Raw genomic sequence first — 25281 nt, forward strand, 5'->3', positions numbered from 1 at the left:
CGGCAACAGGGGAGACGAGGGTTTGACCCATTCCCCCGAGTTCCCCGTCTTGGAAGCCGGTGGAGCCCAGCTTCAGGCGCTGCATACGCTGATCAGCTGCGGCTGGCGCTATGTGACGCGAGCCGAGGCCGATCAGTGGCGTGACGGGCGGCGGACGCTGCCTTTCCTCGAATCTCAGCTCCGGGAAGATCTGGCGCGGATCAATCGCATTCATGTCGACGGGCGCGCCTATCCGTTCTCCGAAGCGAATATTGATGCTGCGGTTCGCCGGCTCGCCGAACGCATCCCGGAAGGTGTCGTGCGCGCCAACGAGCGGATGACCGACGACCTGCTGCTCGGCATCGCCTTGCCGCAATCGATCGGCGCCACGTCGCGCGAATGGCCCTTCAAGTTCATCGACTGGAACGACTGGCGCGCCAACACCTTTCAGGTGACGAGCGAGTATACCGTCAGCGAAGCAGGCGGGCCGACCATCCGTGTCGATCTCGTTCTTTTCGTGAATGGCATTCCTTTGGGGATGATCGAGGTCAAGGCCTCACACGTTTCCGCCGACCAGGGTGTCAGCCAGCAAATCCGCAATCAGAAGGCTGGCGAGGGCGTGCCAGCGCTGTTCTATTCCGCTCAGTTGCTGTTGTCGGCCAATAGCTACGACCCTCGCTACGGCACCGTCGGAACGCCGCGCAAGCTCTGGAGCGTGTGGAAGGAACGCGAAGACCCATCAGGCTTCGCGGTGGACGTGGTCAATCGACCGCTCGACACCGTCGAGGGCAAACGAGTGGCTCTCGATTTCGCGCCGCATATGAAGCGTCATGACGGCCTGATGGAGGAGCACCGGTTCGTCACCCCCTTGGATGAGACGATCGTCGGTCTCTGCCGGCCGGAGCGCTTCATGCGCTTGGTGCGGCGCTACATGTTGTTCGACGGCCCGCACAAGAAGGTCGCGCGTTACCAGCAGGTGGCCACCGTCGAGACGTTGCTGAAGCGCATTGAGGAGCGTGACGCCGCTGGCCGCCGCCAGGGTGGTGTCGTCTGGCACACGCAAGGGTCAGGCAAAAGCCTGACGATGGTGATGCTGGCGAAGTCCATCGTGATGGCGCACGCGACGGCGCGCATCGTCATCGTCACGGATCGTACCGATCTCGACGACCAGATCACCAAGACGTTCCGTGCCACCGGCCAGGAGCCGAAGCGGGCCGCCACGGGCGAGAACCTGCTGTCTCTGATCGAAGACAAGACCCCGGTCGTCACCACGCTCATTCACAAGTTTCGCGCGGGGCTCAACAAGCGGCGGATCGTCGATACGTCGGCTGACATCTTCGTACTGGTCGACGAGAGTCATCGCAGCCAGTACGGCAATCTCGACAGCTTGCACGCTCGTATGCGCGAGGTGCTGCCCAATGCCTGCTTCATCGCTTTCACAGGCACACCGATCGCCAAGAAGGAAAAGAGCACCTTCGCCAAGTTTGGCGAGCTGGTTCAGCCTGCCTACTCGATGCGAGATGCCGTTGATGACAAGGCCGTCGTACCGCTCCTCTACGAAGGGCGGGAAGTCGTCACCGATGTTGACGACGCGCAGATCGACCGTTGGTTCGAGGTCCACACGCGCGGTCTTTCCGACGACCAACGCGCCGATCTGAAGCGCAAGATGAGCCGTGCCCGTGAGATCGAAGGCGTGGATTCCAGACTTCAGTCGATCGCCTTCGATGTTGGTCAGCATTTTTCCGCTAATTTCAAGGGGACCGGGCTTAAGGGGCAGCTTGCGGCGCCCTCGAAGCGGGCCGCCATCCAGCTCAAAAAGCTCTTCGATGACTTTGGTGTCGTCACGACGGAAGTCGTGATCTCCGCGCCGGAAATGCGCGAGAGTGAAGACGAGGTCGACGAGGCTGATGACGACCTCGTGCGCACCTTCTGGCGCAAGATGATGGAGCGGTATGGGGGCGAGGAAGCCTATAACAGAACCATCGTCGAGCAGTTCAAAGGCCCCGGCGATCCCGATATCATCATTGTCGTCGACAAGCTTTTGACGGGCTTCGACGCGCCCCGCAACACGGTGCTCTATGTGGCCCGACGGCTGCGGGAACATGGACTTTTGCAGGCCATCGCCCGCGTCAATCGGGTATTCGACGAGGAGGGGGCGCCGGAGAAGCCCTTTGGCTTCATCATCGACTACACGGGCGTCCTAAAAGACCTCGGAGATGCGCTTGCGAGCTACGATGCATTGCAAGGCTTCAGCCCGGAGGACATCGCCAGCAGTGTCCTGGCTATTCGGGAAGAGGCGAACAAGGTGCCGGGCGCCCATGCCGCTCTGCTCGACGTGTTCAAATCCGTTTCGAACAGCTTCGATGCGGAAGCCTATGCACGTCTTCTGGCGGATGAAGAGATCAGAGCCGAGTTCTATGAGCGCCTTTCGGCGTTTTCTCGGGCTTTCACGGTGGCGCTTGCCTCTCCGGCCTTTATCGAGACGACGAAGCCGGAACTGCTGAAGCGCTGGAAGGATGATCTCGGGCGGTTCGTCTCTCTGCGTGCCGCAGTCACGCTTCGTTATGCCGAGCGCGTTGATTGGCGTGACTACGAGAAACGCATTCGTCAGTTGCTGGATCGCCACGTCATCGCACGCGATGTCGTAACGTTGGTCGAGCCGTTGAATATATTCGACGACATAGCGATTGAAGAGCGGCGGCAGGAAAAGACCGAAAGCGACGCTTCGGTAGCGGATACGATCGCACACCAATTGACCCGATCGATTGAAGAGAAGTGGGATGAAGATCCAATCTTCTTCGAGAAATTCTCAAAACTTGTGCGCGACACAATCGCAGACTTCCACAAAGGGCGGATCGGCGACCTGACCTATCTTTCGAAGATCAAGGCGTTGCGGGACAAGGTGCTTACGCGGCAGGACGAAGCCGATCCGACGCCAGCCTGCCTTCGAGATGACAGCCATGCCCAGGCGTTCTGGGGATTGGCCAAGCGCAACCTGGATAAGGCCGGCATGAATGATCCAGACTTGGCTGCCGATATTGCTCTGCAGATCAGTCAGATCATCCAGCGTCGGCGCAAAGTCGGCTGGCAGTATGACCGCGATGTGGAAAACGCCATTCGAAACGATATCGACGATTTCTTTTTCGAGGAGCTGCGGGGAGAACGGAGCGTTCTGATCGACCCCAGTGTTCTTGATGGCATCGTCGATGATGTTCTGGCATCGGCACGCGTGCGGCTGGCTCAGTGAGGATGGCCATGGCCTTGCCGACAGCCGAGCAAATCGAGATATGTTGGGGAGAGCGCAGGGTCACTGCGGAGTTGACCCGCACGGTGAGGCGGGCACTGCGCATCGATGTTCGCCCGACGGGAGAGGTGACTGTCTTTGCCCCGGTTGGCGAGGGCATTGAAGAGATCCGAACCAGGGCGCACCGGAAAGGCGCTTGGATATTCGCTCAGATCGATACCATTGCCCAAAGACCGAAGGTTACGCCGGAGCGTCGGTACATTTCGGGGGAGACCCATCTTCTGCTTGGTCGGCAGTATCGGCTCTCGGTCGAGGAATCAGGAGACCCTCATGTGCGGATCGATAGTGGCCGTATGGTGATGGCGGCCCGAGCCCCGGAGGACCAACCACATTGCAGGCGTCTGCTTCAGGCGTTTTATCGACTGAGAGCGCGTGAGGTGCTCCGGCAACGGTTCGACATCGTCTTGGAGCCGTTTGTTCGTAGAGGATTGAGGCGGCCTTCGCTCGTCATTCGTCCGATGGCAAAGCGATGGGGCAGCTATACGCCAAGTGGACGTGTCGTGTTAAATATTGACTTGGTGAGAGCGAGCCCGCGGCTGATCGATTACGTGATCTGTCATGAGCTGTCGCATGCGTTCTACCCCGATCATGGTGATGGATGGCGTGCGTTGCTTGAGACGGTGATGCCCGATTGGGAGGAGCGAAAGGAGGCGCTGGAGGCAGCACTTAGGTAGCAATGGTGTACCGGAACTCTGCGTTTTGGGCCTTCCAAGTCGAACAGGGTTGCCTTCGACCGGCCGACATCGGACCCGTCATCCTGGTTTCCTCCTCCTCAGGAATGTGATAAAACCTCTGCTATCTGCAAAATTTGCCGAGGAAACATCACATCGCTACGGCCATGGATTCTCAACGCGCTCAAGCGCTCAAGCTGCTAAAGACGTGCCCGATGATGCGGCTGAAGGACTTTGCCGCCCACGGCATCGGCCCGGAAACGCTGGCGCGTCTTGTCCGGGACGGGGCGGTCGTTCGCCCCGCGCGCGGTCTCTATCAGCTTGCAGATAGTTCGGGGGATGCGGCTCGCATTCTGGCGGAAGCGTCGGTGCTGGTTCCCAAAGGCGTCATCTGCCTGACCTCAGCGCTGCAATTCCATGAGCTGACGCTGCAAATGCCATCCGCCGTTTGGATGGCCATCGATCGCACCGCCTGGCGTCCCAAGATCGACTATCCGCCTATTCGCTTCGTGCGCTTCACCGGCCCCTCGCTGACAGATGGTGTCGAGCGACACTCCATCGATGGCGTCGAGGTGGCGATCACTAATCCAGCGCGGACAATTGTCGATTGCTTTCGCTATCGGGCGAAGGTCGGACTGGATGTCGCTCTGGAAGGCCTGCGTGAGGGACTTCGACAGCGGAAAGTCACGAGCGACCTGCTCTGGACCTTTGGGACGAAGGGAAAGGTCTGGTCGACCATGAGGCCCTATGTGGAAGCGACGGTAGCCGATGGCACGTGAACCCAGGAAAACCGTCGGCGCTTCGGTCCGGGCTCGTCTGCTCGACCGGTCTCGCGTCGAACGCACGGACTTTCAGATTCTGCTGACGCGCTATGCGCTGGAACGGCTTCTGTATCGACTGAGCCTGTCACCTCATCGCGACCGCTTCATCCTGAAGGGTGCGATGCTGTTCGTGACCTGGGTGGCAGATCCTTTCCGGCCTACACGCGATCTCGATTTCCTCGGCTATGGCGAGAACAGCCCGGACGCGATCGGCGCGGTCTTTCGCGAGATCTGCGGGCAGCCGGTCGATGATGATGGCTTGGAGTTCGATATCGGAGCGATTACGGCTGTTCCGATCCGAGAAGACATTGAATACGGCGGCATCCGCGTGCGCACCTCCGCGACGATCGCCGGCGCCCGCGTTCCGATTCAGGTCGACATCGGTTTCGGTGATGCCGTTACGCCGGGTCCCGTCGAGATTGAATATCCGTCACTGCTCGACGCGCCAGCACCCCGCCTGCGCGCCTATCCGGTGACGACGGTGGTTGCCGAGAAATTCCAGGCGCTCGTCCAGCTCGGTATTGCGAACAGCCGGCTGAAGGATTTCTACGATCTCTGGCTGATCGCGCAGACGTTCGAATTTGATCGGGTATCGCTTGCAGAGGCCGTTCACCAGACCTTTGCGCGCCGCGAGACCATGCTTCCGACCGAGAAGCCGATCGGTCTCAGCGATGCTTACGTCGAAGCTTGGGGGCGACAGTGGAGGGCCTTTCTGGGGCGAGAGCGAATGGCCTCGGCGCCGACGGAGCTGACTGCCGTCGTGTCCGACCTCGCCGGATTTCTGCTTCCCCTGATCGAGCCTGCTGAAAGAGATCAGCGTTGGAAGCCCAGTGAGGGCTGGAGTGCATCGAATGCGTAGCCTGCAGAGCAGCAAGGAACGCGCATACGCATCGTTATCTATTGCAGTCAATCGCGAGCTTTTGCGATCGGATCTAGCTAGTTCTCCCGCGATTCGTATATAATACAAACGCACAGATTGATGCCGCGCACCGCACCACATTTATTGTGGAAATTCAATTGCGTATGAATCTGACGGTATATCTGACGATAATCGTCAATTTCTGCGTTTTAAACTCTCTGAAAATTCAAATACTTACCGCTCCAGTTAATCATCGAGTGGGAGTGAAGGGGCGCAGAAACGGCGGCGTTTGGATGCAATCGGCGGCCAGTTACTCGCAAAGTGTCGCTTGACTGCGATTGATTTCCACCAGTCGCGATATGCATCGACACCTCTAGATCGATGGTCGTGCGTCCCAGGGCACAGGATGTTCCCGTGTGCTTGGCGCTGGGATGCGTCCATGCATCGTCACGCTACATGCGCGTGATCGTCAATTTGCCGCCCGCGCTCAAAGATGGCGTAATCTGCGTGAGACTTGGCACCTCCTGTCAATGCCGCGGGTCCGGCGCTGACCTATCTTTCTCACACAAAGGAAGGAAGTCCTTCCTCACACAAGGAAAGAAGGTGACTTATGTTCGATCGCAACAAAAAGTCCGCTCTCGTGACGGGAGCCTCATCCGGCATGCGCAAGGAAATCGCAAAGCGGCTGATTGTCGGCGGCTACCAGGTCTACGTGGCTGCCCGGCGTATGGCCGAGATGGATGATCTGAAGGCGCTCGGGGCGTATCCGCGTCGCATGGACATCGCCAGCGAGGCCGATATCGTTGCGGCGGTCGATACGATGATGGCGCAGACGGGCGGCGTCGACGTGCTGGTCAACAATCCCGGCGTCGGTCTGTATGGGCCGATGGAGGAGATCGGTTTGGACGAGGCGCGGTACCAGTTCGAGGTGAACGTCTCCGGCCCCGGTCGCCTGACTCAGCTCCTGCTGCCAGCGATGCGCGCGAAGAAGGCTGGCCGGATCATCAACATCACGTCGATGGGCGGCAAGATCTACACGCCCTTGGGCAGTTGGTATCATGCCACCAAGCATGCGCTGGAAGGCTGGTCCGATTGCCTGCGTATCGAACTCGCCCAGCTGGGCATTGATGTGGTCGTGATTGAACCCGGCCTGATCGAAACCGGGTTTGGCAATGTGGTGGCGGGTAGCCTCCTCAAGCGTTCCGGCAACGGACCATATGCGGGTCTGACCCGCGCGGTTGCCGCGGGAACCCGCGAGACTTATGCCAAGGGACGCACCAGCCACCCGCGCGTGATCGCGGACGTGGTTGGCACGGCAGTCGCCGCCGCACGCCCCCGCACCCGCTATGTCAAGGGCAAGTTCGGCGCTCTGTTGATCGCAATGCGTTCTTGGCTGGGCGACCGTATGTTCGATCGCATCATCCTCAGTCAGTTGCCGAAGGGCGCTTGAGCGTCATGCGGCCCGCTCCCGCCGACCGGTGCAAGGTGCCCCACGGATTGTGGAATGCCGTGGCGGCGATCGGCATCCCGCCCAAGGCGCTGCTGCGTCAGGCGCGGCTGCCGGTTACGCTCCCCCAAACCGGGCAAGCCGTTACGACCGCGCAGTATTTCGTGCTGATGCGGGCGCTGGAGACGCTGTCCGACGATCCGGCGGTCGGCCTCAGGATCGTGAGCAGCGCCGACACAGCGGTGCATCCGCCGTCCACGCTCGCTGCGTTTTATGCCCGCGATCTGCGCGACGGGATCGAACGGCTGGGTCGGTTCAAGTGGCTGTGTACGCCAGAGATTCTGGAGGTCACCGAAGGCGTGCATGGTGGAGTACGGGGCAGCGCGGTGGGCATGACCTGGCTTCACGCAAGCGAGGCCGAGCCGGCGGCGAGCGTGGACGCGACCTTTGCCACGCTGATGGAACTGGCGCGGCGGGGCACGGGCACCGACGTGCGGCCGTTGCGCGTCGACCTTGCCCGGTCGGGGCTACGAAGCGCCGCCCATGAGGGTTATTTTGCTGCGCCGGTCAGGCTCGGCGCGCCGCGCGACCTGCTCCTGTTCGACGCCGCCGATCTCGACCGACCGTTTCCGGGCCACAATCCCGAACTGCTCGCATGCTGACGCCAGCGCTGGTCAGCGCGCTTGAGGAAATGCAGGCGCGGTCGCTGAGCGAGCAGGTGGTCCTCGAACTCAAGCGCAGCCTCCCCAGTGGTCGACCGGGCGTGAGCGAGATCGCCCGTCGGATGGGCATGAGCGAGCGGACGCTGCAACGTCGGATCACTGAGGAAGGTCACAGCTTTCGCGAGTTGCTGATCGAAGCCCGGCGAGAGCTCGGACACTGTTTTCTTCGCGACGCCGCCATCGACCTCAATGAAATCGCCTTTCTTCTTGGCTATCAGGATGTGATCTCGTTTCACCGTCTAAGATCAACAGCCCGATCTTGTGATCGGCATGCGAGTCAGCATAGCAAAACTGAAGAATTTCTTTTAGGGTGAAGTTCAATAACTTATGATCAATGCGGACAATAGAGTGGGAGTGATTTTTGTCCATCCGAGGATATCCAAAACTACGCCGGAGTTCGACCTAACACACTGATAAAACTAAATATTTTGTTCTCCATCTATCGACGTCTATCGGTTGGCCGAGACCTAGTCGTCGGCCCCCGGTGGCGGTCGTTGCGAGCGATACGTTAGCGCTCTCTCCCCCGGATAGCCACGGGCCTGATCAGAAACGGCCCGAGGCAAACCGCTCTACCATCAGATCAATCAGAACTCTGACTTTTCTCGGCGTGTGCTGACTTGGCGGTCGCACCACGAAAATGCCGACGTCGGGCAATGTGAACCGTGTCATGATCGGCACCAGCCTTCCATCCTGGACATAGGGCTCGGCGATCATAGCCCCCATGGCAAGGATGCCTAAACCGGCTGCCGCGGCCTCCGTAAGGACATAAGCATTGTCGGCCCTGAAGCGCCCTTGCGGGTTCACCGTGAAGCTCTGGTCACCATCGCTGAAGACCCAACTGTTAGTGCCGGCGGTGATGGCGGCGTGTTTTAAGATGTCGCCGGGATACTCAGGCGCACCATTTTCCGCGATATAGTCGGGGCTGGCATAGAGCCGCACCGGCAGCGACCCGATCTTGCGGGCGATGAGATTCGAATCAGGCATGTAGCCGACCCGGATTCCGCAATCGAAACCTTCAGCGGCGAGATCGACATACTGATCCGAAAACCGCGTGTGAACATTCAACGCTGGATGTCGCCGCGCAAGATCCGCGAGCACGGACGCGAAATAGGTGCCGACGGAGGCTGGCCCGGCAATCCGGAGTAATCCCCGGATATCGCCGTTGGGAGACATTTCCTCGCGTGCTGCGTCGATCTTTGCGCAGATGTCCGCCGCCTGGTCCCGGAACGATATGCCCGCTTCGGTCAGGACTGCGCCGCGCGTGGTCCGCGCAAGCAGTTCGGCACCGAGTTCCTCCTCAAGCCGCAGTAGGCGCCGGCTAACGATCGACTTTGCAAGGCCCAGGCGGCGAGCTGCGGAATTAATGCCCCCGGCGTCGGCCACCTCAACAAAGGTTCTCAGATCCTCAATTTCCATGCTTCCTCCTTGTGTTGTGGGCGCCTCCTAGGTTGGATGGTGTTCCCATTTCAGGGACAGAGGGTAGCATCTTCGCTGTCTAGTGGCGATCCGTCGATTGCCGCATTTCTAAGGCAAGCGGATGGCCAATCATCCTGCTTCAGACAGGAGATATCCCATGAATAACGTTCGTTACGTCCCGTTCGCAGGCCGGCTTCTGATCGGTCTTCCGTTCATTCTTTTCGGTCTCGGAAAGGCGACGACCTATGGAGCGACAGTCGCCATGATCGAGGCCGTCGGTCTACCGGTTCCTCCGCTTTCGTTTCTTGGGGCGGTGACGCTCGAGATTGTTGGTGGTGCGCTATTGGTCGCGGGATTCAAGGTTCGTCCGGTTGCTGCTCTGCTCGCCATCTTTTCGATGGTCACGGCCTTCTATTTTCACAGCAATCTCGCCGACCAGAACACCTTCGTTCACTTCTTCAAGAATGTGATGATGACTGGCGGCCTGCTCCAGATCGTCGGTTTCGGCGCCGGCGCCTTCAGCCTGGACGAATATCTGAGCAATCGTCGTGCGTACTCGGACCGGGTGGCCACCGCGCAATAACCGGCCCCTTTGCAACCGGTGCTTCAAGCCGGGCACACGGTTCCGTGTGCCCGGCCTTGCTGTATTTTTAGGCCTGCACAGCCGCCAAGTGTTCCCGAAAGTGCGACCCCGCAGAACGATCTGGCTGTCTAGTGACACCCCCAAGCGTGGGCCAAATTATCCTCAGCAAGAACGAGATTGCCCCCTGCATTCTCGCCAACCGAGCGAAGGAAAACCCGATGTCGACCGTCACCGCCAAGCCCAAGATCGCCCTCATTATCGGTTCGACGCGCACAGCGCGCTTTGCCGACGTTCCTGCGCAGTGGATGCTCAAGCAGGCGCAGGCCCGCGATGACATGGAAGTCGAGCTGCTCGACCTGCGCGACTTCAACCTGCCCCTCTTCGATGAGATTGCGTCGAGCGCCTGGGTGCCGAGCCAGAGCCCGGAAGCCGTTCGCTGGCAGCAGGCGCTCGCTGGCTTCGATGGCTTCATCTTCGTCGTCGCCGAATACAACCACTCGCTCACCGGCTCGCTCAAGAATGCGCTGGATCATGCCTACAAGGAGTGGAGCCGCAAGCCCTTCACGGCGATCGGCTATGGCGGTGTCGGCGCGGCCCGCGCCATCGAGCATCTGCGCCTCGTCGGCATCGAGATGCATATGGTCTCGACCCACGCGGCCGTCCACATCGGCGGCAGCGATTTCTTCACGATCTTCCCGGCGGTCGGCAATCAGCCGATCGAGACGATTGAACAGAATTTGATCCCGTCCGCCACCACCGCACTCGACGAGCTGGTCTGGTGGGCCAAGGCCACCATGGCTGCGCGCGCCGAGACGGCCGCCCGTACCGAAGCGGCGTGACCGCGTAATCCCGATCTTAACCACAACATCAGGACGGGGTGGCTGGCAACGGCTCCCCGATGGAGAAAGCTCGTGTCCACCATCGATGTAACCCGCGATCGCAAAACCAGCACTGCCACAACCGCCGGCCGCGATGTCATCTACCGCACCCGTGGTCGCGGTCATGGCGAGGTGTTCCGCCTCATGAGCCCGAGCGACCTGGGCGAACAGCTCAAGCCGTTCGTGTTCCTCGACAGCTTCGGTGGCGTGATGAGCGAGTTTGCGGCCTCAGGGGGGATGCATCCCCATTCTGGGATCGGCACCGTCACCGTCTTCACCCGCGGCGACGTGCATTTCGACGACCCCGAGGCCGGCTCGGGCTATATCGGCTATGGCGGCGTTGAATGGATGCGCGCCGGCGGCGGCGTCTGGCACGGCAAGGAATTGTCGTCCGGCAAGTCCGAGCGCATCCACGGCTTCCAGCTCTGGTTGTCGCTGCCCGCCGAACTGGAGCTTGCTCCGGTCGACAGCCAATATGTCGAGGCGTCCGACATGCACCAGGTCGGCCCGGCCTATGTCATCGTCGGTACGCATGGCGGTGTCACCAGCCCTGTGCGGGCTCCGGCGGGCGTCAACTACCTGCTCGTCACCCTCGCACCCGGCCAGCGCTGGGATTACACCCCGCCCCCCGGCCACACCGTAGGTTGGCTTGCGCTGTCCAAGGGCAGCCTCGCTGGCTCCGCTTCCGCCTCGAACGGCGAACTGCTCATCTTCTCCGAAGACGATGGCATGATCGCGCTGCAGGGCGGCCCGGACGGCGCGATATTCGTCCTCGGCTCGGCCATTCCCTCTCCACACGAACTGCACCTTGGCTATTATTCGGTCCACGCCTCGGCCGAAGGGCTGGTGACGGGCGAACGCAACATTCAGGTGCTCAAGGAGCAGCTCTTCTCGCTCGGCAACCGCCAGCGCGCGTCGGGCTCGACCCCGATCTATCGCGGCTGACCCCAACCTCTTCGCCGTAGCAGACCCCGCTGACCTAAGTCACATCGCAGCCAGGGCCTGCCCCGGCCTGGCTGCACTCATTTCCACAAGTGAATTTGGAGACCATGCATGCCTTCTATCGGAATCATCGGCACCGGAGTGATCGGCGGTGCCATCGCCCAGCGCCTGGGAGCCAAGAGTATCGCCGCGACCGTCGCAAACAGCCGGGACCCCGAGACGTTGGCGACCTCGTCGCCAAGGCCGGGCCCTCGATCGTAGCGGGCACCCGTGAGGAGGCCGCTTCGAAGGACATCGTCTTCGTATCGGTGAACTGGCCAAAGCTGCGGGGCGCCCTTCAAGGTCTCCCCCAGTGGAACGGTCGGATTCTCGTCGACACCAACAACAACATGCAGCGCCCGCCGCTGCCGCCGATCGACATCGGGGGTCGGGCGTCAACCTCAATCGTCCAAGAATGGGCGCCGGGCGCGCGCGTGGTGAAGGCCTTCAACCACCATTACTTCAAGAACCTCCTGAAGGCTCCGGACGCCGATGGCGGTCGCCGCGTGCTGTTCTACGCCGGCGACGACGAAGCCGCGAAGGCCGAAGTCGCTAAGCTGATCGACCAACTCGGCTTCTTCGGCCTCGACCTGGGCAACGTCGAACATGGCAGCCGCCTGTTCCAGTCGCTGGGCGGCCCGCTCATCGCCCATGACCTTGTCAGGATCGACAGCCCGTTCCCGTAAGACCAGGTCGGGCGGAGGCGCATTGCCGCTTCCGCTGGGTTCGCCAATCGCAACTCGCGGCGCCGAGCGTCAGCGGCCCAGACACAGCGGGCCACGAAATCACGGACATCGATCTATGAGTGACATCTATTCTCCGTTCCAGCTTGGCCGCATCCAGCTGCAGAACCGGTTTGCCATGGCCCCCATGACGCGAGCCCGCGCCAACGCCGACGGCACGCCCGGACCGCTCGCTGCCGAATATTACGGCCAACGCGCCAGCGTCGGTCTTACAGTGACAGAAGGCACGCAACCATCAGACGATGGTCAGGGCTATCCGTTGACGCCGGGCATCTATACCGACGCCCATGTCGGGGGCTGGAGCCGCGTGAACGAAGCGATCCACGCCCGCGGCGGTCACGTCTTCTACCAGCTCATGCACGCGGGCCGCATGTCGCATCCCGACAACACTCCGCATCACCGGCAGGGCGTGGCGCCCTCGGCGATCGCACCGGGCGAGCAAATCTACACGCTGAGCGGCATGAAGGACATTCCTGTCCCCCGCGCGCTCACCACTGACGAGGTGGCGGAGACGGTCAAGGACTACGCCTATTCGGCTCGTCGAGCGATCGAGTCCGGCGCCGATGGTGTGGAGATTCATGGGGTCGCCTATCTGGTCCACCAGTTCCTTGCGAAAAGCGCCAACCAGCGCACCGACCGTTATGGCGGATCGATCGAGAACCGCGCCCGCTTCGCGATCGAGGTCGCCAAGGCCATCATCTCCGAGATCGGCCCCGAGCGGACCGGCATCAGGCTCTCGCCCAGGTTCACCGGCTTTGGCCTGGACGTGGGTCGGGAAGGCCCGGACCTGTTCCGCTATCTGGTCGGCGAGCTGGACAAGCTCGGCCTCGCTTACATCCACATCGTGCACTACGGCGAAGACGACATCCTGAACGACTTCCGCAGGATCTGGAACCAGGCGATCATCCTCAACCGTCCTGCGCGGCCTCGCGAGGACATCGGCAAGGATATCGCATCAGGGCTTGCCGACCTTGAATCCTATGGCGCGCACATACTCGCCAATCCGGATTTTATCGAACGGATCGTCTTGGACGCGCCGCTCAACACGGCCGACCATAGCGTCTTCTTCGGACATCAGCCCGAGGGGCCTGAAGCGGGATATACCGACTTCCCGACCCTGAAGGAGAGCCAGGAAGGAGTTCAGGCATGAACCGCTTCCAGGCTGTGGTTCGCTTCGCCATTCACCCCGGCAAAGGCGACGAGTTCAAGCGCATCGCCGAGGACATGATCGGGCTGACCCGCGAGAAGGATACCGGCACGGTCCGGCTGGACATCTTCGTAAACGACGATGGCTCAGAGGCGGTCTTCTACGAGGAGTTCGTCAGCCCTGAAGCTCGGCTCGAGCACTTGGCGAATATGGGCGAGAATGTCGCCGCGATGCTCGCGATTGGCGATATGCGGGCGGACGTGTGGACACATGCCGACCCGGCGCTACGTGCGTCTGTCGAAGGATATGACGTCAGATTCTACACACCATTTCTTCGCCTCGCACCCTGAGGCCCGATGGCTCGAAAAGGCTCCTCGGCAGAAAGCGAAAGGCCGGCCAAGACACATGCCGATTGGGTGACGCATCTCCTCGCCGGCATCTTGTCTCTATTCTGCTGGCCCAATCGAGAGTGATGGCAATGCCATATATGGCCTTTGATCTCCGCTGTTTACGTTGTGCCATGGTCGTTGCCGAGCGCGGACGTTCTCGCCGGTCGGGGAATCTTTCTCAATCCACGGTCGGTCGCCGCACGCAATCGCCGGAGCGTCGATTGGGAATCCAGCTCTTCGCGCGAGGCCGCTTGCCGTATGGGCACCGACCCATTCGACATGGTGGTCCTCCTGGCATTTTCCCGGCAGGTCGCGGCGACAATGCCTGATCTCGCACTCGACCTGCGATATCTGAGATTCGCGATCGCCGCAGCGGAACATAGCAGCTTCCGTCAGGCAGCAGCTGCGCTCGACGTATCGCAATCAACTGTGAGCCGGCGGGTTCAGCTCCTCGAGCACCGATTGGGATTCGAGATGTTTCGCCGCGACCAGAAGGGAGTACACCTGACGCAGGCGGGCGAAAACTTCCTCAAGGAGGCAACGCTTGGCGTGAATCAGTTGCATCGAGCCATCCAGCTCGCCTCTGCACGTCACCGTGGGGAGCACGGCGAACTTAACATCGGCATTTTGGTGTCCCTGGCGTCGGGCTTTCTCCATCTCACGCTCAAGCAGTTCCGGGAGCGGAATCCGGGGGTGAAGGTGATCCTTCATGAAGGGGCGGCTTGACATCGTCTTCGTCACAGGTCGGCCTGAGCTTCAGGGTCACATTTCCGAGCCTCTGTGGACCGAGCACATTTATGTTGTCCTGCCTGAAGGCCATGGGCTCGCCGCGTTGGATTCCCTTTGCTGGCCTGAGGTCCGACACGAGACCTTCTTCGTGAGCAGCGGCTGACCAGGGCCGGAGATCCAAGACTATCTGGTCGCGAGGCTGGGAGGGCTAGGACGGATCGACATTCATGTCATCCAGATCATTGCGGCGGCGAGGAGAGTGAAGCCTCGGAAGTGGATGGTTCGCCGCTCGTAGCGTGTGGCGAAGCGTCTGAAGTGCTTGAGACGGTTGAAGCAGCGCTCGATGCGGTTGCGATGCCTGTAGAGCGTGGCATCGTGAGGAATGGCGATTTTGCGGGTTCTGTTCGACGGGATGACGGCCTCGGCGCCCATGGCGGCGATGCTGGTGCGTAGGGCGTTGGCATCATAGGCCTTGTCGGCTAGGACGGCGCCACCAGCCTGCCCTTGGAGCAAAGCCTCGGCCTCCAGGACGTCACCACGCTGGCCAGCGGTGATGATGATGCGGAGCGGCCGGCCGAGCGCATCGGCGAGCATGTGGATCTTGGTGGTCAGTCCGCCTCGGGAGCGCCCCAGCGCCTGATCCTTGGCCCCCCTTTTCCGCTGGCCGCGTGCTGGTGCGCCCGCACGATGGTCGAGTCGATCATAGATACTGATTGTCGCGGTCGGCAGTCAGTGCGTCGAACACTCGCTCCCAGACGGCGGAGTGGCACCAGCGGTTGAAGCGGCGGTGGACGGTCTTCCAGTTGCCGTAGCGCTCGGGCAGGTTGCGCCAGTGTGCGCCCGAGCGCAGCACCCAAAGGCAGCCGTTCACGAAGGTCCGGTTATCCGTCGCCGTCCGGCCAGGATCGCTGGCCTTGCCAGGCAAAAGCCCGGCGATCCGCCGCCACTGAGCGTCAGTCAACTCGTAACGCTTCACGCCCATCACAGCCTCCACTCAAAGCGGAGACCTATGAATCACACCTCAGCCGTCCCGTGAATCCTGAATGTCGATCCGTCCTAGCCCGCGGCGCCCGAAAGACCCGCCAGCCGGGATCACTTCAATATCGACCCGTCCTGGGATGGTCAGCGCGACCCGTGCCGCCTGCACCTGATCGACGATCGGCAGATGGGCACCCGACCTGATCGAGACGTCCCAGCCGTCGACGCGGGCGACGCAGTCGAGCGTCACCAGCAATTCCCGGCCACCCCAGCGCGGCTGCCAGACAGGAAGGGCAGGGCACGAACGTCCCTCGCGCCATCATGCTCGGGCACGACGCCGACGCCGATGGCGACCACAGCTTGTAATGCCCCGTCGGCAGGAGCTTCCTGCGCATGCGCGCGGACCTAAGGCAGGGCTATTCCACCGGCAAGCAAGATCGGAAAGACTAGAGTACGCACTTGATTGGCCCGTTCTTGGGGGAATTGTCGGCCACCGAACGCGCCGCGTTGTCAGGCTTCTCCTTCGGTGGCCGGGAGGGGGCCGGGGCGGCAACCCTCCTATTGGTTCGCGGAACGGGCCGGATATTTTGGCGTCAGCCCATCTGCCCGAACGTCACGCCGCCAAGCCGCTCAAGTGTGGCCCAGAGCCTCGCCGCGACTTGCTGGTCGTCGGCTTTTTCGGGAATCCCGGCCCAGCCGGGCAGGCCACCCAACCCCAGAACCCCGTTCGGCCCGTAGTATCCGCCAGCCGCCGCGTGGGGCGACGCCGCCGCGTACAGGGTCGGCAAAGCGCCTTGAGCGGCCGTCTGAAAGAGGAAGGGCATGTACCTGTGATTGCGCCCCTCCAGGCTCTCAGGGCCCGGGCCGTCCAAGACAAGGTTGGTGCGAGCGATGCCCGGGTGGGCCGCTATGGCCGAGACGCCCCAGCCTTCCGCCACGCTGCGCCGTTGCATCTCAAAGGCGAGCATGAGGTTGGCGAGCTTGCTGTTGTCGTAAGCCGCCCCATAGTCATATTTCTGAACCTGTTGCAGGTCGGCAAAGTTGATTGCGCCCATGAACGAACGGCTGCTGGAGACCCAGACGACGCGCGGGGAATCGCTTCTGCGCAGCAGCGGCAGCAGTCGGGCGGTCAACGCAAAATGACCGAGCGTATTCGTGGCAAAGACCCGCTCGAACCCGTTTGCGCTCACTTCGCGGCTTTTCCGTCCCATCACGCCCGCGTTGTTGACGAGAATGTCCAGACTTCCTCCGGATCCGTGCATTCGATCCGCGAAACGCACGACCGAAGCGAGATCCGAAAGATCGAGCGTTTCGAAGCGGATCGAGGCATTGGGAACGTCGGCCTTGATAAACCTGACAGCTTCCTCGCCCCGTTCCTGATTCCGGGACGCTATGGTTACGTCAGCCCCAGCGCGGGCGAGTTCGAGGGCGTCGTGAAACCCCAGGCCGCTTCGGTCGCCCACGGGATAGCCGTTGCCACCGGTGACGAGGACCGAGCGCCCTCGTAGCGAGGGGATGTCGGCCGCCGTCCAATCGGGGAGGTCCGGCAATCCCTGCTGGCGCGGGGATAAGGGCGGCCGGTTCGCCATGACGGCGACGCCGCTACCCAGGATCGCGACGCCGACACCCGCAGCGCCGTATCGAACAAACGAACGACGCGACAATCGCGATGCCGGGGTGTGGGCAGGTGCATTCTCTCCAGTTGCGTCGGTCATTTGCGGATCCTTCCGAGGAGTAGGGGTTCCGAATGGTCAGCCAAGTCGGTGTTGCGAAGGGGCGCGGCGATGCGCTGGTTTGCGATCAATTGGGCGACACCGGTCAGCACGCTGGCGACGGGCACGACGAGCAGGCCGAGCCCAAGACCGTTGGAAACTTGAGCTGCTGTCGCGGTGTCGCTGATCATGCCGACGACCAGAGGGCCTAATGCGGGACCGAGAAGGCCGGAGCCGATCATCGCGAGGCTCGTCGCCATCGCTTCCTTGCCCTTGCCGGCGACGAGATGGGCTGCGCCGAAGCACCACGGCAGCAGAAATGAGAAGGAGAGCATGCCCGGAACGAAAAGGACGATGGAAAGCCATGAGACAGGCGCGAACAGTGCTGCCGATGTCGTCAGGCTCGCGGCCATGAAGAGGATCGCGGGAGGTCCGAGAACCCGGCCTGTGCCCGAGCGCACCGCGCGATCGAACAGGCGCCCGCCGATGAGCGTTCCGCAAATCCCCATCGCGCCTTGCAGCAGTCCGAATGCCAGTCCCGCCTCGCTGGCGCTGAGAGCGTGGGTTCGGATCAGGAAGGGAACCGCGAAAGCGTAGAAAGGTGCTGCGGCGAAGCCGAGCATGACCGAGCCGATGAACAGCCACCGGAATGCCGGGGACGAGAGCAGCCGCAGGCTCGCCTCAACGAAGGGCGCGCTGTTTTCACCTGTCCGCCTGAGCGGCGGGGTCGGTCCCACGACGACGAACGCAAACAGGCGGACCAGCACGCCCATGGCCCCTGCGCCGACGAGCGCTGTACGCCAACCGAGTGCATCTCCGATCGCGCCGCCAACGGCAAAACCCACCATGGTGCTGAGCGGAATGCCCATTGCGAAAATGCCAAGCGCTAGACCGCGACGCTCTGGCGGGATTTTGCGGGCGATGATCGCATGGCCGGCCGGGGTCGCTCCAGCTTCGCCGAATGCGACGCCGAACCGGGTTGTGGCCAGGACCAGGAAACTCATGGCAACACCACCGAGCAACGTCATCGCACTCCAGAGCAGGATGCACAAAACGAGGACGAACCGGGGCGATGCTCTATCGGCGGCGCGGACGAGCGGCATCGACAGCAGCGTGTAGCAGGCCGCAAAGGCAATGCCGGTGAGCAAACCCACTTGGGTATCGCTCAGATCAAGGTCTTCCTTGATCGACTCGGCCAGAACGAACGGAAGCATCCGATCGCTCTTCGAAGTTTCGCTTACCAGTAATAGCGCAAAAAGCAGCACTGGGATGCGCCATACATGGAGTTGTTCAGCGTCGATCGCCTTCAAAATAGTTGGAAATACATCCTGATGATATATTGACGATGCGGCGATTTCTGCCATGTTTGGTGCTTCCCTGGCTGTGATGGCATCACCAAGCTAGAGGAAGTCTCCCATGACCAGAATGCCGGATACGTCGAGAAATTTGCCTATTTCTACGAGGCGGGATATGTTGCCGGTTGAAGGGCGAGTGCTGCGCTGGCCTCGGAACCAATCGGAGGTTCACGTGTCGTCATCGCTGCTTGCCGGGCTCACTGCCTATATCGAAAGCCAAGGCGGCGGTGAGGGCCTGTTTCCGACGCAGATGGAGAGCGTTCACATCAACCGCTCCTATCAGGCACGGACGCCCATACGGCAGATCTACCGCCCTTCGCTGTGCGTCGTGGCCCAGGGGGCGAAGGAAATTCTATTCGGCAACGAGAGGCTCTATTACGGCGCCATGGAGTGTCTTGTGGTCAGCATGGAAATGCCCGCCACCGGTCGGGTCATCGATGCGAGTCCGGAGTCGCCTTATGTCGGCGTCACCATCGATCTGGATGTGACGATGCTGCGCGAAGTGCTGGAGCAGCTGGAGACGCCGCCCGCTCCACCGGCCAGCCCCCGTCCGTGCGTGTTCGTCGGGAAGGTTGATGAACCGCTGGCCGAATGTGTGCTGCGCCTCATCCGGATGTCGCAGACGCCCAAGGCGATCCCGATCCTCTATCCGTCGGTCATGCGCGACATCTGCTACTGGCTCCTGAGCGGGCCATATGGGGGCGAATTGCATAGCCTCACCTCGGCGGAATCGAATTTCATGCGGATCGCCAAGGCGATCTACTTCCTACGCACCAACTTCACCCAGACTCTCCGAGTGGAGCAGATGGCCGAGGTGGCGCGTATGAGCCCCTCTTCCTTTTATCAGCACTTCAAGCAGCTCACCTCGGTATCGCCGCTCCAGTTCCAGAAACAACTGCGCCTTCTCGAATCGCGGCGGCTGATGGTGGCAGATGCTGCAAGCGTCGAGGAGGCCGCCCACAAGGTTGGCTACGAAAGCGCTTCGCAATTCAGCCGCGAATATTCCCGGATGTTCGGAGTTGCGCCAAAGCAGGACGCTCTGAACTACCAGCGTTTGTACAGCCAGTTCGCTAGCCGCAAGGCGCGAACCGCCTAGGCGCGTGTTCCGGGTGGCTGCTCGGTGCCGGTGTGCCCGGACGCCTGCGCCTGCTTGCCTTCGCCCGCCACCAGATGGGCGGCGCAGAAGGCTTTGCGGCGAAGTCACCGAGCGCCGTCATCGGGCTCCAGAGCAGAATGCACGAAACCAGGACAAAGCGAGGCGACCCTCGATCCGAGGCTCGGGCGAGAGGCAACGACAACAGCGAATAGCAAACTGCGAAGGTGAGGCTAGTGAGCAGGCCCATCTGGGTGTCGCTCGGTCCGAGGTCCGCCTTGATAGGCTCGGCCAATTTGACTGCGCATCTGTTGCCTTTGCTCAGGCGTGCGCAGGATCCTTGTGTGATCACACTGTCGAGTATCGCGGTGCGCCGGAATGCCGCCATCCACTTCGATGATCTCCAGGTCCAAAAGGCCTGTCAGCCGATGCCTGCCTACGCGCAGTCCAAGCTTGCTGACGTTGCCGCCATTTTCTTTCCAGCCTCGAGTTCGTTCTGGCGGTTGGTTCGGCCCTCTCGGGCGGGTTGAGCGGCGCGCTCAGACGCGGAGCTGTTCACGTAGCGTAGCGTTTGATCTTGCCGCGGGTGGAGCGTGGTCGTGAGGTCGATTGGCGTCTGCCATGCGAGCTTCGAGTGTGGCCTTGTGGTGTTGTAGTCGAACTGCCACCGCAAGAGCGCGGCTCTAGCCTGGGTCAGGCTGGAGAACAGCGTCTCGTTCAACAATTCGTCCGACAGGCGGCCGTCTACCGCATTCAGCATAGCGAGGTCCGCCGGGTACGCGACACAACCGCGGGCATCCCCTGGCGCAATAAGCCCGTCGCCGTCGTCAGGATCAGGCCTTGTCGTGCATCCCGTGATCAATCGCGGCCGGCCGCTGCAAGCCTGATTGCCTGAGTGGCTTTCAACGTGGACGCCGGCTTCAACGCCTGACGCCAGCCCCACCGTCACGGGCCAGTTGCCGGGGGCGCTGCAATGACGCGGCATAGGCTTGGCAACTGGCCGCTTTGCTTGCGGTCACACCACGAAGTCGAAACGGCCGAACCGTCCGTCGCCGGTTTGCTTCATGTCGAGGAGGAGTGTCTCGTGAAAGAGTCCATCTCCGACATTTCGGGGCTCTCCGGGAAAGTAGAGCTGGGTTGTGAGGACGCGACCGCCCGGACGCTGGACCTTGAAGTGGAAGTGACGCGTTCGGCCGGGATAAAGCGCTGGCACGATGGTGTTGAACCACCAGCGCCCCTGCTCGTCGGTGAACTGGTGTCCGCGCAGGCGGAAGCCGGTGCTGTCATAGTCGCCGTTTTCATCGGCATGCCAGATCTCCACGAGGCTTCCTGCAAGCGGCCGGCAGCGATGGTCGAGGACAAACCCCGCAACGGCGATCCGCTCGCCTCCGGGCGCGTCCACGTGGAGTTCCCGGTTTTGAGGCGAGTTCGGCCTGAAGAACGGACCGGCCTCCCGCTCCAGCGTGACGTCGTCAGCGTCACGACACTCGAGCGTCAAAGGGAGCTCAGAGCCCACTTGCGCATAAGCCCTGGCCCTGGCGGCATGGATCAGTGGCAGCGTCAGAAACGTGATCAACAGGGAGCGTCGGCTTGAGGGCAAGGTCAGTCTCCAACTCTTGAATTCCGTGTTGCGAGATGGGGCGCGAACAATCATTGCAGGCGTCGCACGGCCTTGGCCTGAGCCTCCCGGATCAGTCCGGGATACAGGTTCTCCTTGCCGGGGTACCAAGGCATGGTGCCGATAGAGCCAAAGCCGGGGACTGTCTCCATATGCGCGACCATGCGGGCGCGCATGCGCGCGTCGGGGAGGGGCCCGGTCATCGCCTGGACATTGTCGCTCATGTGGTCGGGATTGGATGTGCCGCACAGCACCGTCGTGACGGCCGGGTGCGCCATGACCCATTTCAGGAAGAACTGCGCCCAGCTGGTCGCGCCGAATTCCTGCGCGAAACCCGGCAGCGGCCGCCCCTCGACCACCTTCATCAGGCGTGCTTTCTCGAGCGGCAGGTTGATGAGCACGCCGACGCCCTTGTCGGCGGCGGCGGGCAACAAGCGGCGCTCGGCGTCGCGGTTGAAGATCGAGTAGTTGGTCTGGATGAAGTCCACATCGTCGCGTTGGACGATCGCCAAGAGTTGGTCCTGCGCCGCCGACTCGTGGTGGGTCACACCCAAATGGCCGATCAGGCCTTCCCGTTTCCACGCCTTCATCAGCGGGATGATGACGGGCGCATTGGTGATGCTGTGGCATTGCATGAGATTGATCGTGTCGCGCCAGGTGCGCAGCCGCGACTGCCGCAAGCTCTCCTCGGCGTGGCTTTCGTCGCCGAGATATTCTCCGGTGGCCCAGACCTTGTTGGCGAGGAACATCCCGTCGGATGCCGCGTACTCGCCCATGAACTGGCCGACGCTGACCTCGGCCGAGCCGTAGAGCGGCGAGGTATCGACGACGCGGCCGCCCGCGGCGACATATCGCTCGAAGACCTGCCGGAGACTGTCGCGGCGCGCGCCGGGTCTCAGGTCGAAGGTCAGGAATGTGCCGAGGCCGAGAGCCGTGAGCCGCTCGCCCGTGCGCGGCAAGGCGCGCGTCAGGACATCCGGAAGAGATGTCGATGCGGGCGCGGCCACTTCAGTCCCCTCAGCCTCTGCCGTCGCAGGGGTGGCGATGCCGAGCCCCGCCGCTGCCGCGCCCATGGTACCGAGGAATCCGCGTCGGTTGATCTTCGATTTGGTCATGAGGTCCTCCTGTTTCCCGAGCGTCAGAACTGCCAGTTGGCGGGGACCCAGGCGTAGGCGCCATCGGTCTTGAGCAGCCGACCGAGGCCCGGGAATGGAAAATGGAAGCCAAGCACGGGTATGCGATCGGTCGCAGCCCGGTCGAAGACGCGTTTGCGGGAAGCAAGCGCCGCCTCCTTGTCGCGGTCCGGGCCCGGAAGCCAGGGTCTGTCCACGTTGACGACCGGGTGATAGGCGAGGTCGGACGTCAGCAGCAGCTGGTCGTTGCCGGAATGGACCAGAAACGTCGCCATGCCCGGCGTGTGGCCGGATGCGACAATCGTCGTGAGGCCGGGCACGATCTCGGCGCCGGCTTCATAGAGCACGACCTCGTTCTTCACCGGCTCGAGACTGTTCTTGATGTTTGCCGCGAAGCGCAGGCGGAAGTCCTGCGGAACCGGCATGTAGGAGAGATCCGGGTCGCCGAGGACGAAGAATTCCCAGTCCGCCTTCGGAACGAACACCGTGGCGCGGGGGAAGGCTTTGCTGCCGTCCGCGGCTCGGAGATTGCCGACATGGTCGGGATGGGTGTGGGAGATGACGATCGTGTCGATGTCGGCGGGACCGAGTCCGACTGCCGCCAGGTTTTCAAAGATGCGGCCGCCATTCGGGCCCATCGCCTTGCCCGCGCCCGCTTCGATCAGGATCCGCTGCCCGCGGGTTTCGATCAGCAGTGTGTTCAGGTTGAGCGTCAGGTGGTCGGTGGGCAGAAATGCGCGCTGCAGCACCGCCTGAAGCTCCGCCTCGGGCGCATCGCTCGCATAGACGCTTGGCGGGCCGCCAATGACGCCGTCGCTCAAGACGGTCGCACGGATGTCGCCGACATCGAAGCGGTAGCAGCCGGAATTGCCGCTCAGCGAGACTGCGGCCTGGGCCTTCGCGCCGCCCGATCCGGCAAGGACCGGGACGAGCATGCTCGATGCGCCCGCGACGGCAGACAGCATGATGGTGCGTCGGTTGAGGGTGAAGGCATTCATCGTTTTTCCCTTTCGTTCGGGGAGGCGCGCTTCGTTCCGGCGGCGAGGTGGGGAGACAAAGCAATCGGTGCGCGGCACCTACCCGTGCGGCAACCATGACACACGGCCATTCAACCGATAAGATGCGCAATCCTTATCGGTTTGATTAGATAGACTTAGCAATGAACCAGATCCGGCTCGACAGCTTCGATGTCTTTGTCTCGATCGTCCGCTGTGGCGGTTTCCGCGCGGCGGCACTCGAACGCGGCGTGTCGTCATCGGCCCTGAGCCAAGCGATGAACGCGCTCGAAGAGGCCCTCGGCATCCGGCTCCTCAATCGCACGACGAGAAGCGTAGCGCCCACGGAGGCGGGGCAGCGGCTCCTCGAACGACTCGCGCCTGCGCTGAATGACATCAGGCGTGCGATCGCGGAGGTCGACGAGTTGAGGGACACGCCGTCCGGCACGCTGCGGATCAATGCCCCTGCGCCGGCGGTCGACCACGTTCTTTGCCCGCTGGCATTCGCCTTCATGGAAGCCTATCGCGAGGTGAACATCGAGATCATCAGCGACGCGGCGGTGATCGACATCGTGGAACAGGGCTTCGATGCCGGCGTCCGGTTCGGCAAGCAGTTGGCGCAGGACATGATCGCGCTGCCGCTAGGCCCGCCGCTTCGCTATGCGATCGTGGCCTCGCCGGATTACATCGAAAGGCACGGTCGCCCGCGGTCACCGCAGGATCTCGTCGACCACGACTGCATCAAGCGCAGATTTCCCGGCGGGACACCGGCCACCTGGCGGTTTTCCGATGGAGATGACGAGATTGAAGTCACTCCAACGGGCCGCCTGATGGTGAGCTCTGCCCACAACGAATTGCAGGCAGCGCTGGCCGGCAGAGGAATAGCCCATGTCTTCGATGGCTATTCCAAACCCCATGTCCTGAATGGCGGGCTCGTCGAGCTGCTCTCCGACTGGAGCCCGACATTGCCGCACTGGTTTCTGTACTATCCGAGCCGCCGCCTGCCGAGCGCCGCCATGCGCGCCTTTCTCGACTATGTCAGGAGCTACGACTGGCAGGCCCGAACGTAACGGCACCCCATCGGGCCGGTCGGGTGAGACGTTCGCAACTTCAGTTAGCGACCACGGCTCGATATTCGGTCAAGCAGCACGCGTGCTGCCTCACTCGACGCGCTGCCATTCGATCCTGATCTCAGTGCCTTCGGGACGCCGAAAATGTTCGGTCATGCGGTCTCCGGCGACGACCAGCGTCAGGTCATCGCGGGTCCGGACGCTGCCGACCCAGTTCGGGAATGTCGCCCCTTCCACGCGGTTTCCGCTGAATTCTCCCTTCTCATTGACGGTGTAGGTTCCGAAAAACCCGATACTGCGCGACATGGCCATCCGATTTTCATCATCCGTTCCCTCACCGCGGGCATCGGAAGCAAACCGCGGGACGCCGGCGTCGGTGAGGACTGCCACGAAGTGCATGTCCGGCGTGAAGACGAGAAGACCGTTGGGTTTCTCTCCGTAGACGGAAATATTATCTCCGCCGGGGTCAATCGCCGCCGATATAATCCGCCAAGTGCCCATCACCTGGTTCTGTGCGGTGGTCTGCGCGAAAGCAGAAGACGAGATGCTGAAGGCGAGAGCCAATACAACCGGTCGAATGAACATGCTGTTTCGTTTCCTGTTCATGAGGGCCGTGCTTCCAAGCCGCTGTCGCGGTTCACGGATCCTGGTTCGTACG

The 25281-nt window shown here is 62.0% G+C and carries 25 protein-coding genes and 3 pseudogenes; 17 read left to right on the top strand and 11 right to left on the bottom strand.

The genetic code is table 11. From position 1 onward, the window contains the following. Nucleotides 1-22: 22 nt before the first annotated feature. From QO014_RS04340 to QO014_RS04370, 7 genes are all read left to right on the top strand, one after another. A complete protein-coding gene (locus QO014_RS04340) occupies nt 23-3226 on the top strand; it encodes a type I restriction endonuclease subunit R (protein WP_266347394.1) in 3204 nt (1067 codons plus the stop codon). Between the two features lie 8 nt (nt 3227-3234). Continuing rightward, on the top strand, nt 3235-3957 hold the full coding sequence (locus QO014_RS04345; protein ID WP_266347395.1) for a M48 family metallopeptidase: 723 nt from the start codon (nt 3235-3237) through the stop codon (nt 3955-3957). 212 nt (nt 3958-4169) lie between these two features. After that, nucleotides 4170-4733 (top strand): type IV toxin-antitoxin system AbiEi family antitoxin domain-containing protein, encoded by a 564-nt coding sequence (locus tag QO014_RS04350; RefSeq protein WP_266347396.1) that lies wholly within the window; start codon nt 4170-4172, stop codon nt 4731-4733. Beyond that, complete coding sequence (locus QO014_RS04355; RefSeq protein WP_266347397.1) at nt 4723-5634, top strand: nucleotidyl transferase AbiEii/AbiGii toxin family protein; 912 nt, start codon at nt 4723-4725, stop codon at nt 5632-5634. The genes QO014_RS04350 and QO014_RS04355 overlap by 11 nt, the downstream gene beginning before the upstream one ends. Before the next feature lie 610 nt (nt 5635-6244). Beyond that, on the top strand, nt 6245-7084 hold the full coding sequence (locus QO014_RS04360) for an oxidoreductase (protein ID WP_266347398.1): 840 nt from the start codon (nt 6245-6247) through the stop codon (nt 7082-7084). A 47-nt stretch (nt 7085-7131) separates the two neighbouring features. Next, nucleotides 7132-7743 carry an AraC family transcriptional regulator ligand-binding domain-containing protein gene (locus QO014_RS04365; RefSeq protein ID WP_266347399.1) on the top strand — a complete coding sequence of 204 codons (612 nt, stop codon included), beginning with the start codon at nt 7132-7134 and terminating at the stop codon, nt 7741-7743. Continuing rightward, nucleotides 7737-8117 (top strand): helix-turn-helix domain-containing protein, encoded by a 381-nt coding sequence (locus tag QO014_RS04370; RefSeq protein WP_266347400.1) that lies wholly within the window; start codon nt 7737-7739, stop codon nt 8115-8117. Before QO014_RS04365 ends, QO014_RS04370 begins: the two co-directional genes overlap by 7 nt. Nucleotides 8118-8346: 229 nt before the next feature. Here the strand turns inward: QO014_RS04370 and QO014_RS04375 are convergent, their stop codons facing one another. Then, nucleotides 8347-9219 carry a LysR family transcriptional regulator gene (locus QO014_RS04375; protein WP_266347401.1) on the bottom strand — a complete coding sequence of 291 codons (873 nt, stop codon included), beginning with the start codon at nt 9217-9219 and terminating at the stop codon, nt 8347-8349. Nucleotides 9220-9376: 157 nt separating this feature from the next. Between QO014_RS04375 and QO014_RS04380 the strand changes: the two genes are divergently transcribed. The 8 genes and pseudogenes from QO014_RS04380 (at nt 9377) to QO014_RS24540 (ending at nt 14832) form a co-directional block, all read left to right on the top strand. Further along, entirely contained in the window at nt 9377-9802 is a 426-nt protein-coding gene (locus QO014_RS04380; RefSeq protein WP_266347402.1) for a DoxX family protein, read from the top strand. A gap of 218 nt (nt 9803-10020) precedes the next feature. Beyond that, a complete protein-coding gene (locus QO014_RS04385; RefSeq protein WP_266347403.1) occupies nt 10021-10641 on the top strand; it encodes an NADPH-dependent FMN reductase in 621 nt (206 codons plus the stop codon). Nucleotides 10642-10713: 72 nt separating this feature from the next. Further along, nucleotides 10714-11625 carry a pirin family protein gene (locus tag QO014_RS04390; RefSeq protein WP_266347404.1) on the top strand — a complete coding sequence of 304 codons (912 nt, stop codon included), beginning with the start codon at nt 10714-10716 and terminating at the stop codon, nt 11623-11625. Between the two features lie 108 nt (nt 11626-11733). Then, nucleotides 11734-11948: pseudogene (locus tag QO014_RS24535) on the top strand (NAD(P)-binding domain-containing protein); the annotation flags it as partial. Between the two features lie 514 nt (nt 11949-12462). Beyond that, nucleotides 12463-13554, top strand: coding sequence for an alkene reductase (locus QO014_RS04400; protein ID WP_266347405.1), 1092 nt, complete (start codon nt 12463-12465; stop codon nt 13552-13554). Continuing rightward, nucleotides 13551-13901: a putative quinol monooxygenase gene (locus QO014_RS04405; protein WP_266347406.1), complete on the top strand. Its 351-nt coding sequence runs from the start codon at nt 13551-13553 to the stop codon at nt 13899-13901. The genes QO014_RS04400 and QO014_RS04405 overlap by 4 nt, the downstream gene beginning before the upstream one ends. 318 nt (nt 13902-14219) lie before the next feature. Continuing rightward, nucleotides 14220-14666, top strand: a complete 447-nt coding sequence (locus tag QO014_RS04410) for a LysR family transcriptional regulator (protein WP_266347407.1) — start codon at nt 14220-14222, stop codon at nt 14664-14666. Beyond that, on the top strand, nt 14650-14832 hold the full coding sequence (locus tag QO014_RS24540; protein WP_370877093.1) for a LysR substrate-binding domain-containing protein: 183 nt from the start codon (nt 14650-14652) through the stop codon (nt 14830-14832). Before QO014_RS04410 ends, QO014_RS24540 begins: the two co-directional genes overlap by 17 nt. Before the next feature lie 62 nt (nt 14833-14894). On the opposite strand, the pseudogene QO014_RS04415 reads toward QO014_RS24540, so the two are convergent. The 4 genes and pseudogenes from QO014_RS04415 to QO014_RS04430 form a co-directional block, all read right to left on the bottom strand. Then, nucleotides 14895-15645, bottom strand: a pseudogene (locus QO014_RS04415) (IS5 family transposase). 45 nt (nt 15646-15690) lie between these two features. Next, nucleotides 15691-15897 carry a hypothetical protein gene (locus QO014_RS04420; protein ID WP_266347408.1) on the bottom strand — a complete coding sequence of 69 codons (207 nt, stop codon included), beginning with the start codon at nt 15895-15897 and terminating at the stop codon, nt 15691-15693. Nucleotides 15898-16240: 343 nt separating this feature from the next. Next, nucleotides 16241-17362: an oxidoreductase gene (locus tag QO014_RS04425; RefSeq protein WP_266347409.1), complete on the bottom strand. Its 1122-nt coding sequence runs from the start codon at nt 17360-17362 to the stop codon at nt 16241-16243. Next, nucleotides 17359-18723 (bottom strand): MFS transporter, encoded by a 1365-nt coding sequence (locus QO014_RS04430; protein WP_266347410.1) that lies wholly within the window; start codon nt 18721-18723, stop codon nt 17359-17361. Before QO014_RS04430 ends, QO014_RS04425 begins: the two co-directional genes overlap by 4 nt. A gap of 163 nt (nt 18724-18886) precedes the next feature. Here QO014_RS04430 and QO014_RS04435 point away from each other — a divergent pair, with 163 nt between their 5' ends. Further along, nucleotides 18887-19810 (top strand): AraC family transcriptional regulator, encoded by a 924-nt coding sequence (locus QO014_RS04435; RefSeq protein WP_266347411.1) that lies wholly within the window; start codon nt 18887-18889, stop codon nt 19808-19810. Here the strand turns inward: QO014_RS04435 and QO014_RS24545 are convergent. From QO014_RS24545 to QO014_RS04455, 5 genes and pseudogenes are all read right to left on the bottom strand, one after another. Continuing rightward, nucleotides 19785-20195 (bottom strand): MFS transporter, encoded by a 411-nt coding sequence (locus QO014_RS24545; protein ID WP_323181205.1) that lies wholly within the window; start codon nt 20193-20195, stop codon nt 19785-19787. The genes QO014_RS04435 and QO014_RS24545 overlap by 26 nt on opposite strands. Before the next feature lie 48 nt (nt 20196-20243). Continuing rightward, nucleotides 20244-20582: pseudogene (locus tag QO014_RS04440) on the bottom strand (integrase core domain-containing protein); the annotation flags it as partial. Between the two features lie 240 nt (nt 20583-20822). Beyond that, the gene (locus QO014_RS04445; RefSeq protein WP_266347794.1) at nt 20823-21407 is read right to left on the bottom strand and encodes a dioxygenase family protein; all 585 of its coding nucleotides are present in this window, start codon (nt 21405-21407) and stop codon (nt 20823-20825) included. A 50-nt stretch (nt 21408-21457) separates the two neighbouring features. Next, a complete protein-coding gene (locus tag QO014_RS04450; RefSeq protein WP_266347412.1) occupies nt 21458-22540 on the bottom strand; it encodes an aldo/keto reductase in 1083 nt (360 codons plus the stop codon). A gap of 23 nt (nt 22541-22563) precedes the next feature. Then, nucleotides 22564-23556 (bottom strand): MBL fold metallo-hydrolase, encoded by a 993-nt coding sequence (locus QO014_RS04455; protein ID WP_266347413.1) that lies wholly within the window; start codon nt 23554-23556, stop codon nt 22564-22566. A 161-nt stretch (nt 23557-23717) separates the two neighbouring features. Here QO014_RS04455 and QO014_RS04460 point away from each other — a divergent pair, with 161 nt between their 5' ends. Beyond that, on the top strand, nt 23718-24623 hold the full coding sequence (locus QO014_RS04460) for a LysR family transcriptional regulator (RefSeq protein ID WP_266347414.1): 906 nt from the start codon (nt 23718-23720) through the stop codon (nt 24621-24623). Between the two features lie 90 nt (nt 24624-24713). On the opposite strand, the gene QO014_RS04465 is transcribed toward QO014_RS04460, so the two are convergent. Next, nucleotides 24714-25208 carry a lipocalin-like domain-containing protein gene (locus tag QO014_RS04465; protein WP_266347415.1) on the bottom strand — a complete coding sequence of 165 codons (495 nt, stop codon included), beginning with the start codon at nt 25206-25208 and terminating at the stop codon, nt 24714-24716. Nucleotides 25209-25281 lie beyond the last annotated feature (73 nt).

The organism is Kaistia dalseonensis (assembly GCF_030814715.1).
Classification (GTDB): Bacteria; Pseudomonadota; Alphaproteobacteria; order Rhizobiales; family Kaistiaceae; genus Kaistia; species Kaistia dalseonensis.

Excerpts from the sequence above, each read along its gene's own strand:
- QO014_RS04350 (WP_266347396.1), top strand. The coding sequence starts at position 4,170 with ATGATGCGGCTGAAGGACTTTGCCGCCCACGGCATCGGCCCGGAAACG.
- QO014_RS04405 (WP_266347406.1), top strand. The coding sequence starts at position 13,551 with ATGAACCGCTTCCAGGCTGTGGTTCGCTTCGCCATTCACCCCGGCAAA.
- QO014_RS04370 (WP_266347400.1), top strand. The coding sequence starts at position 7,737 with ATGCTGACGCCAGCGCTGGTCAGCGCGCTTGAGGAAATGCAGGCGCGG.
- QO014_RS04400 (WP_266347405.1), top strand. The coding sequence starts at position 12,463 with ATGAGTGACATCTATTCTCCGTTCCAGCTTGGCCGCATCCAGCTGCAG.
- QO014_RS04460 (WP_266347414.1), top strand. The coding sequence starts at position 23,718 with ATGAACCAGATCCGGCTCGACAGCTTCGATGTCTTTGTCTCGATCGTC.
- QO014_RS24545 (WP_323181205.1), bottom strand. The coding sequence starts at position 20,195 with ATGGCGGCATTCCGGCGCACCGCGATACTCGACAGTGTGATCACACAA.
- QO014_RS04375 (WP_266347401.1), bottom strand. The coding sequence starts at position 9,219 with ATGGAAATTGAGGATCTGAGAACCTTTGTTGAGGTGGCCGACGCCGGG.
- QO014_RS04455 (WP_266347413.1), bottom strand. The coding sequence starts at position 23,556 with ATGAATGCCTTCACCCTCAACCGACGCACCATCATGCTGTCTGCCGTC.
- QO014_RS04385 (WP_266347403.1), top strand. The coding sequence starts at position 10,021 with ATGTCGACCGTCACCGCCAAGCCCAAGATCGCCCTCATTATCGGTTCG.
- QO014_RS04410 (WP_266347407.1), top strand. The coding sequence starts at position 14,220 with ATGGTGGTCCTCCTGGCATTTTCCCGGCAGGTCGCGGCGACAATGCCT.
- QO014_RS04450 (WP_266347412.1), bottom strand. The coding sequence starts at position 22,540 with ATGACCAAATCGAAGATCAACCGACGCGGATTCCTCGGTACCATGGGC.
- QO014_RS04345 (WP_266347395.1), top strand. The coding sequence starts at position 3,235 with ATGGCCTTGCCGACAGCCGAGCAAATCGAGATATGTTGGGGAGAGCGC.
- QO014_RS04430 (WP_266347410.1), bottom strand. The coding sequence starts at position 18,723 with ATGGCAGAAATCGCCGCATCGTCAATATATCATCAGGATGTATTTCCA.
- QO014_RS24540 (WP_370877093.1), top strand. The coding sequence starts at position 14,650 with ATGAAGGGGCGGCTTGACATCGTCTTCGTCACAGGTCGGCCTGAGCTT.
- QO014_RS04360 (WP_266347398.1), top strand. The coding sequence starts at position 6,245 with ATGTTCGATCGCAACAAAAAGTCCGCTCTCGTGACGGGAGCCTCATCC.
- QO014_RS04425 (WP_266347409.1), bottom strand. The coding sequence starts at position 17,362 with ATGACCGACGCAACTGGAGAGAATGCACCTGCCCACACCCCGGCATCG.
- QO014_RS04355 (WP_266347397.1), top strand. The coding sequence starts at position 4,723 with ATGGCACGTGAACCCAGGAAAACCGTCGGCGCTTCGGTCCGGGCTCGT.
- QO014_RS04380 (WP_266347402.1), top strand. The coding sequence starts at position 9,377 with ATGAATAACGTTCGTTACGTCCCGTTCGCAGGCCGGCTTCTGATCGGT.
- QO014_RS04465 (WP_266347415.1), bottom strand. The coding sequence starts at position 25,208 with ATGTTCATTCGACCGGTTGTATTGGCTCTCGCCTTCAGCATCTCGTCT.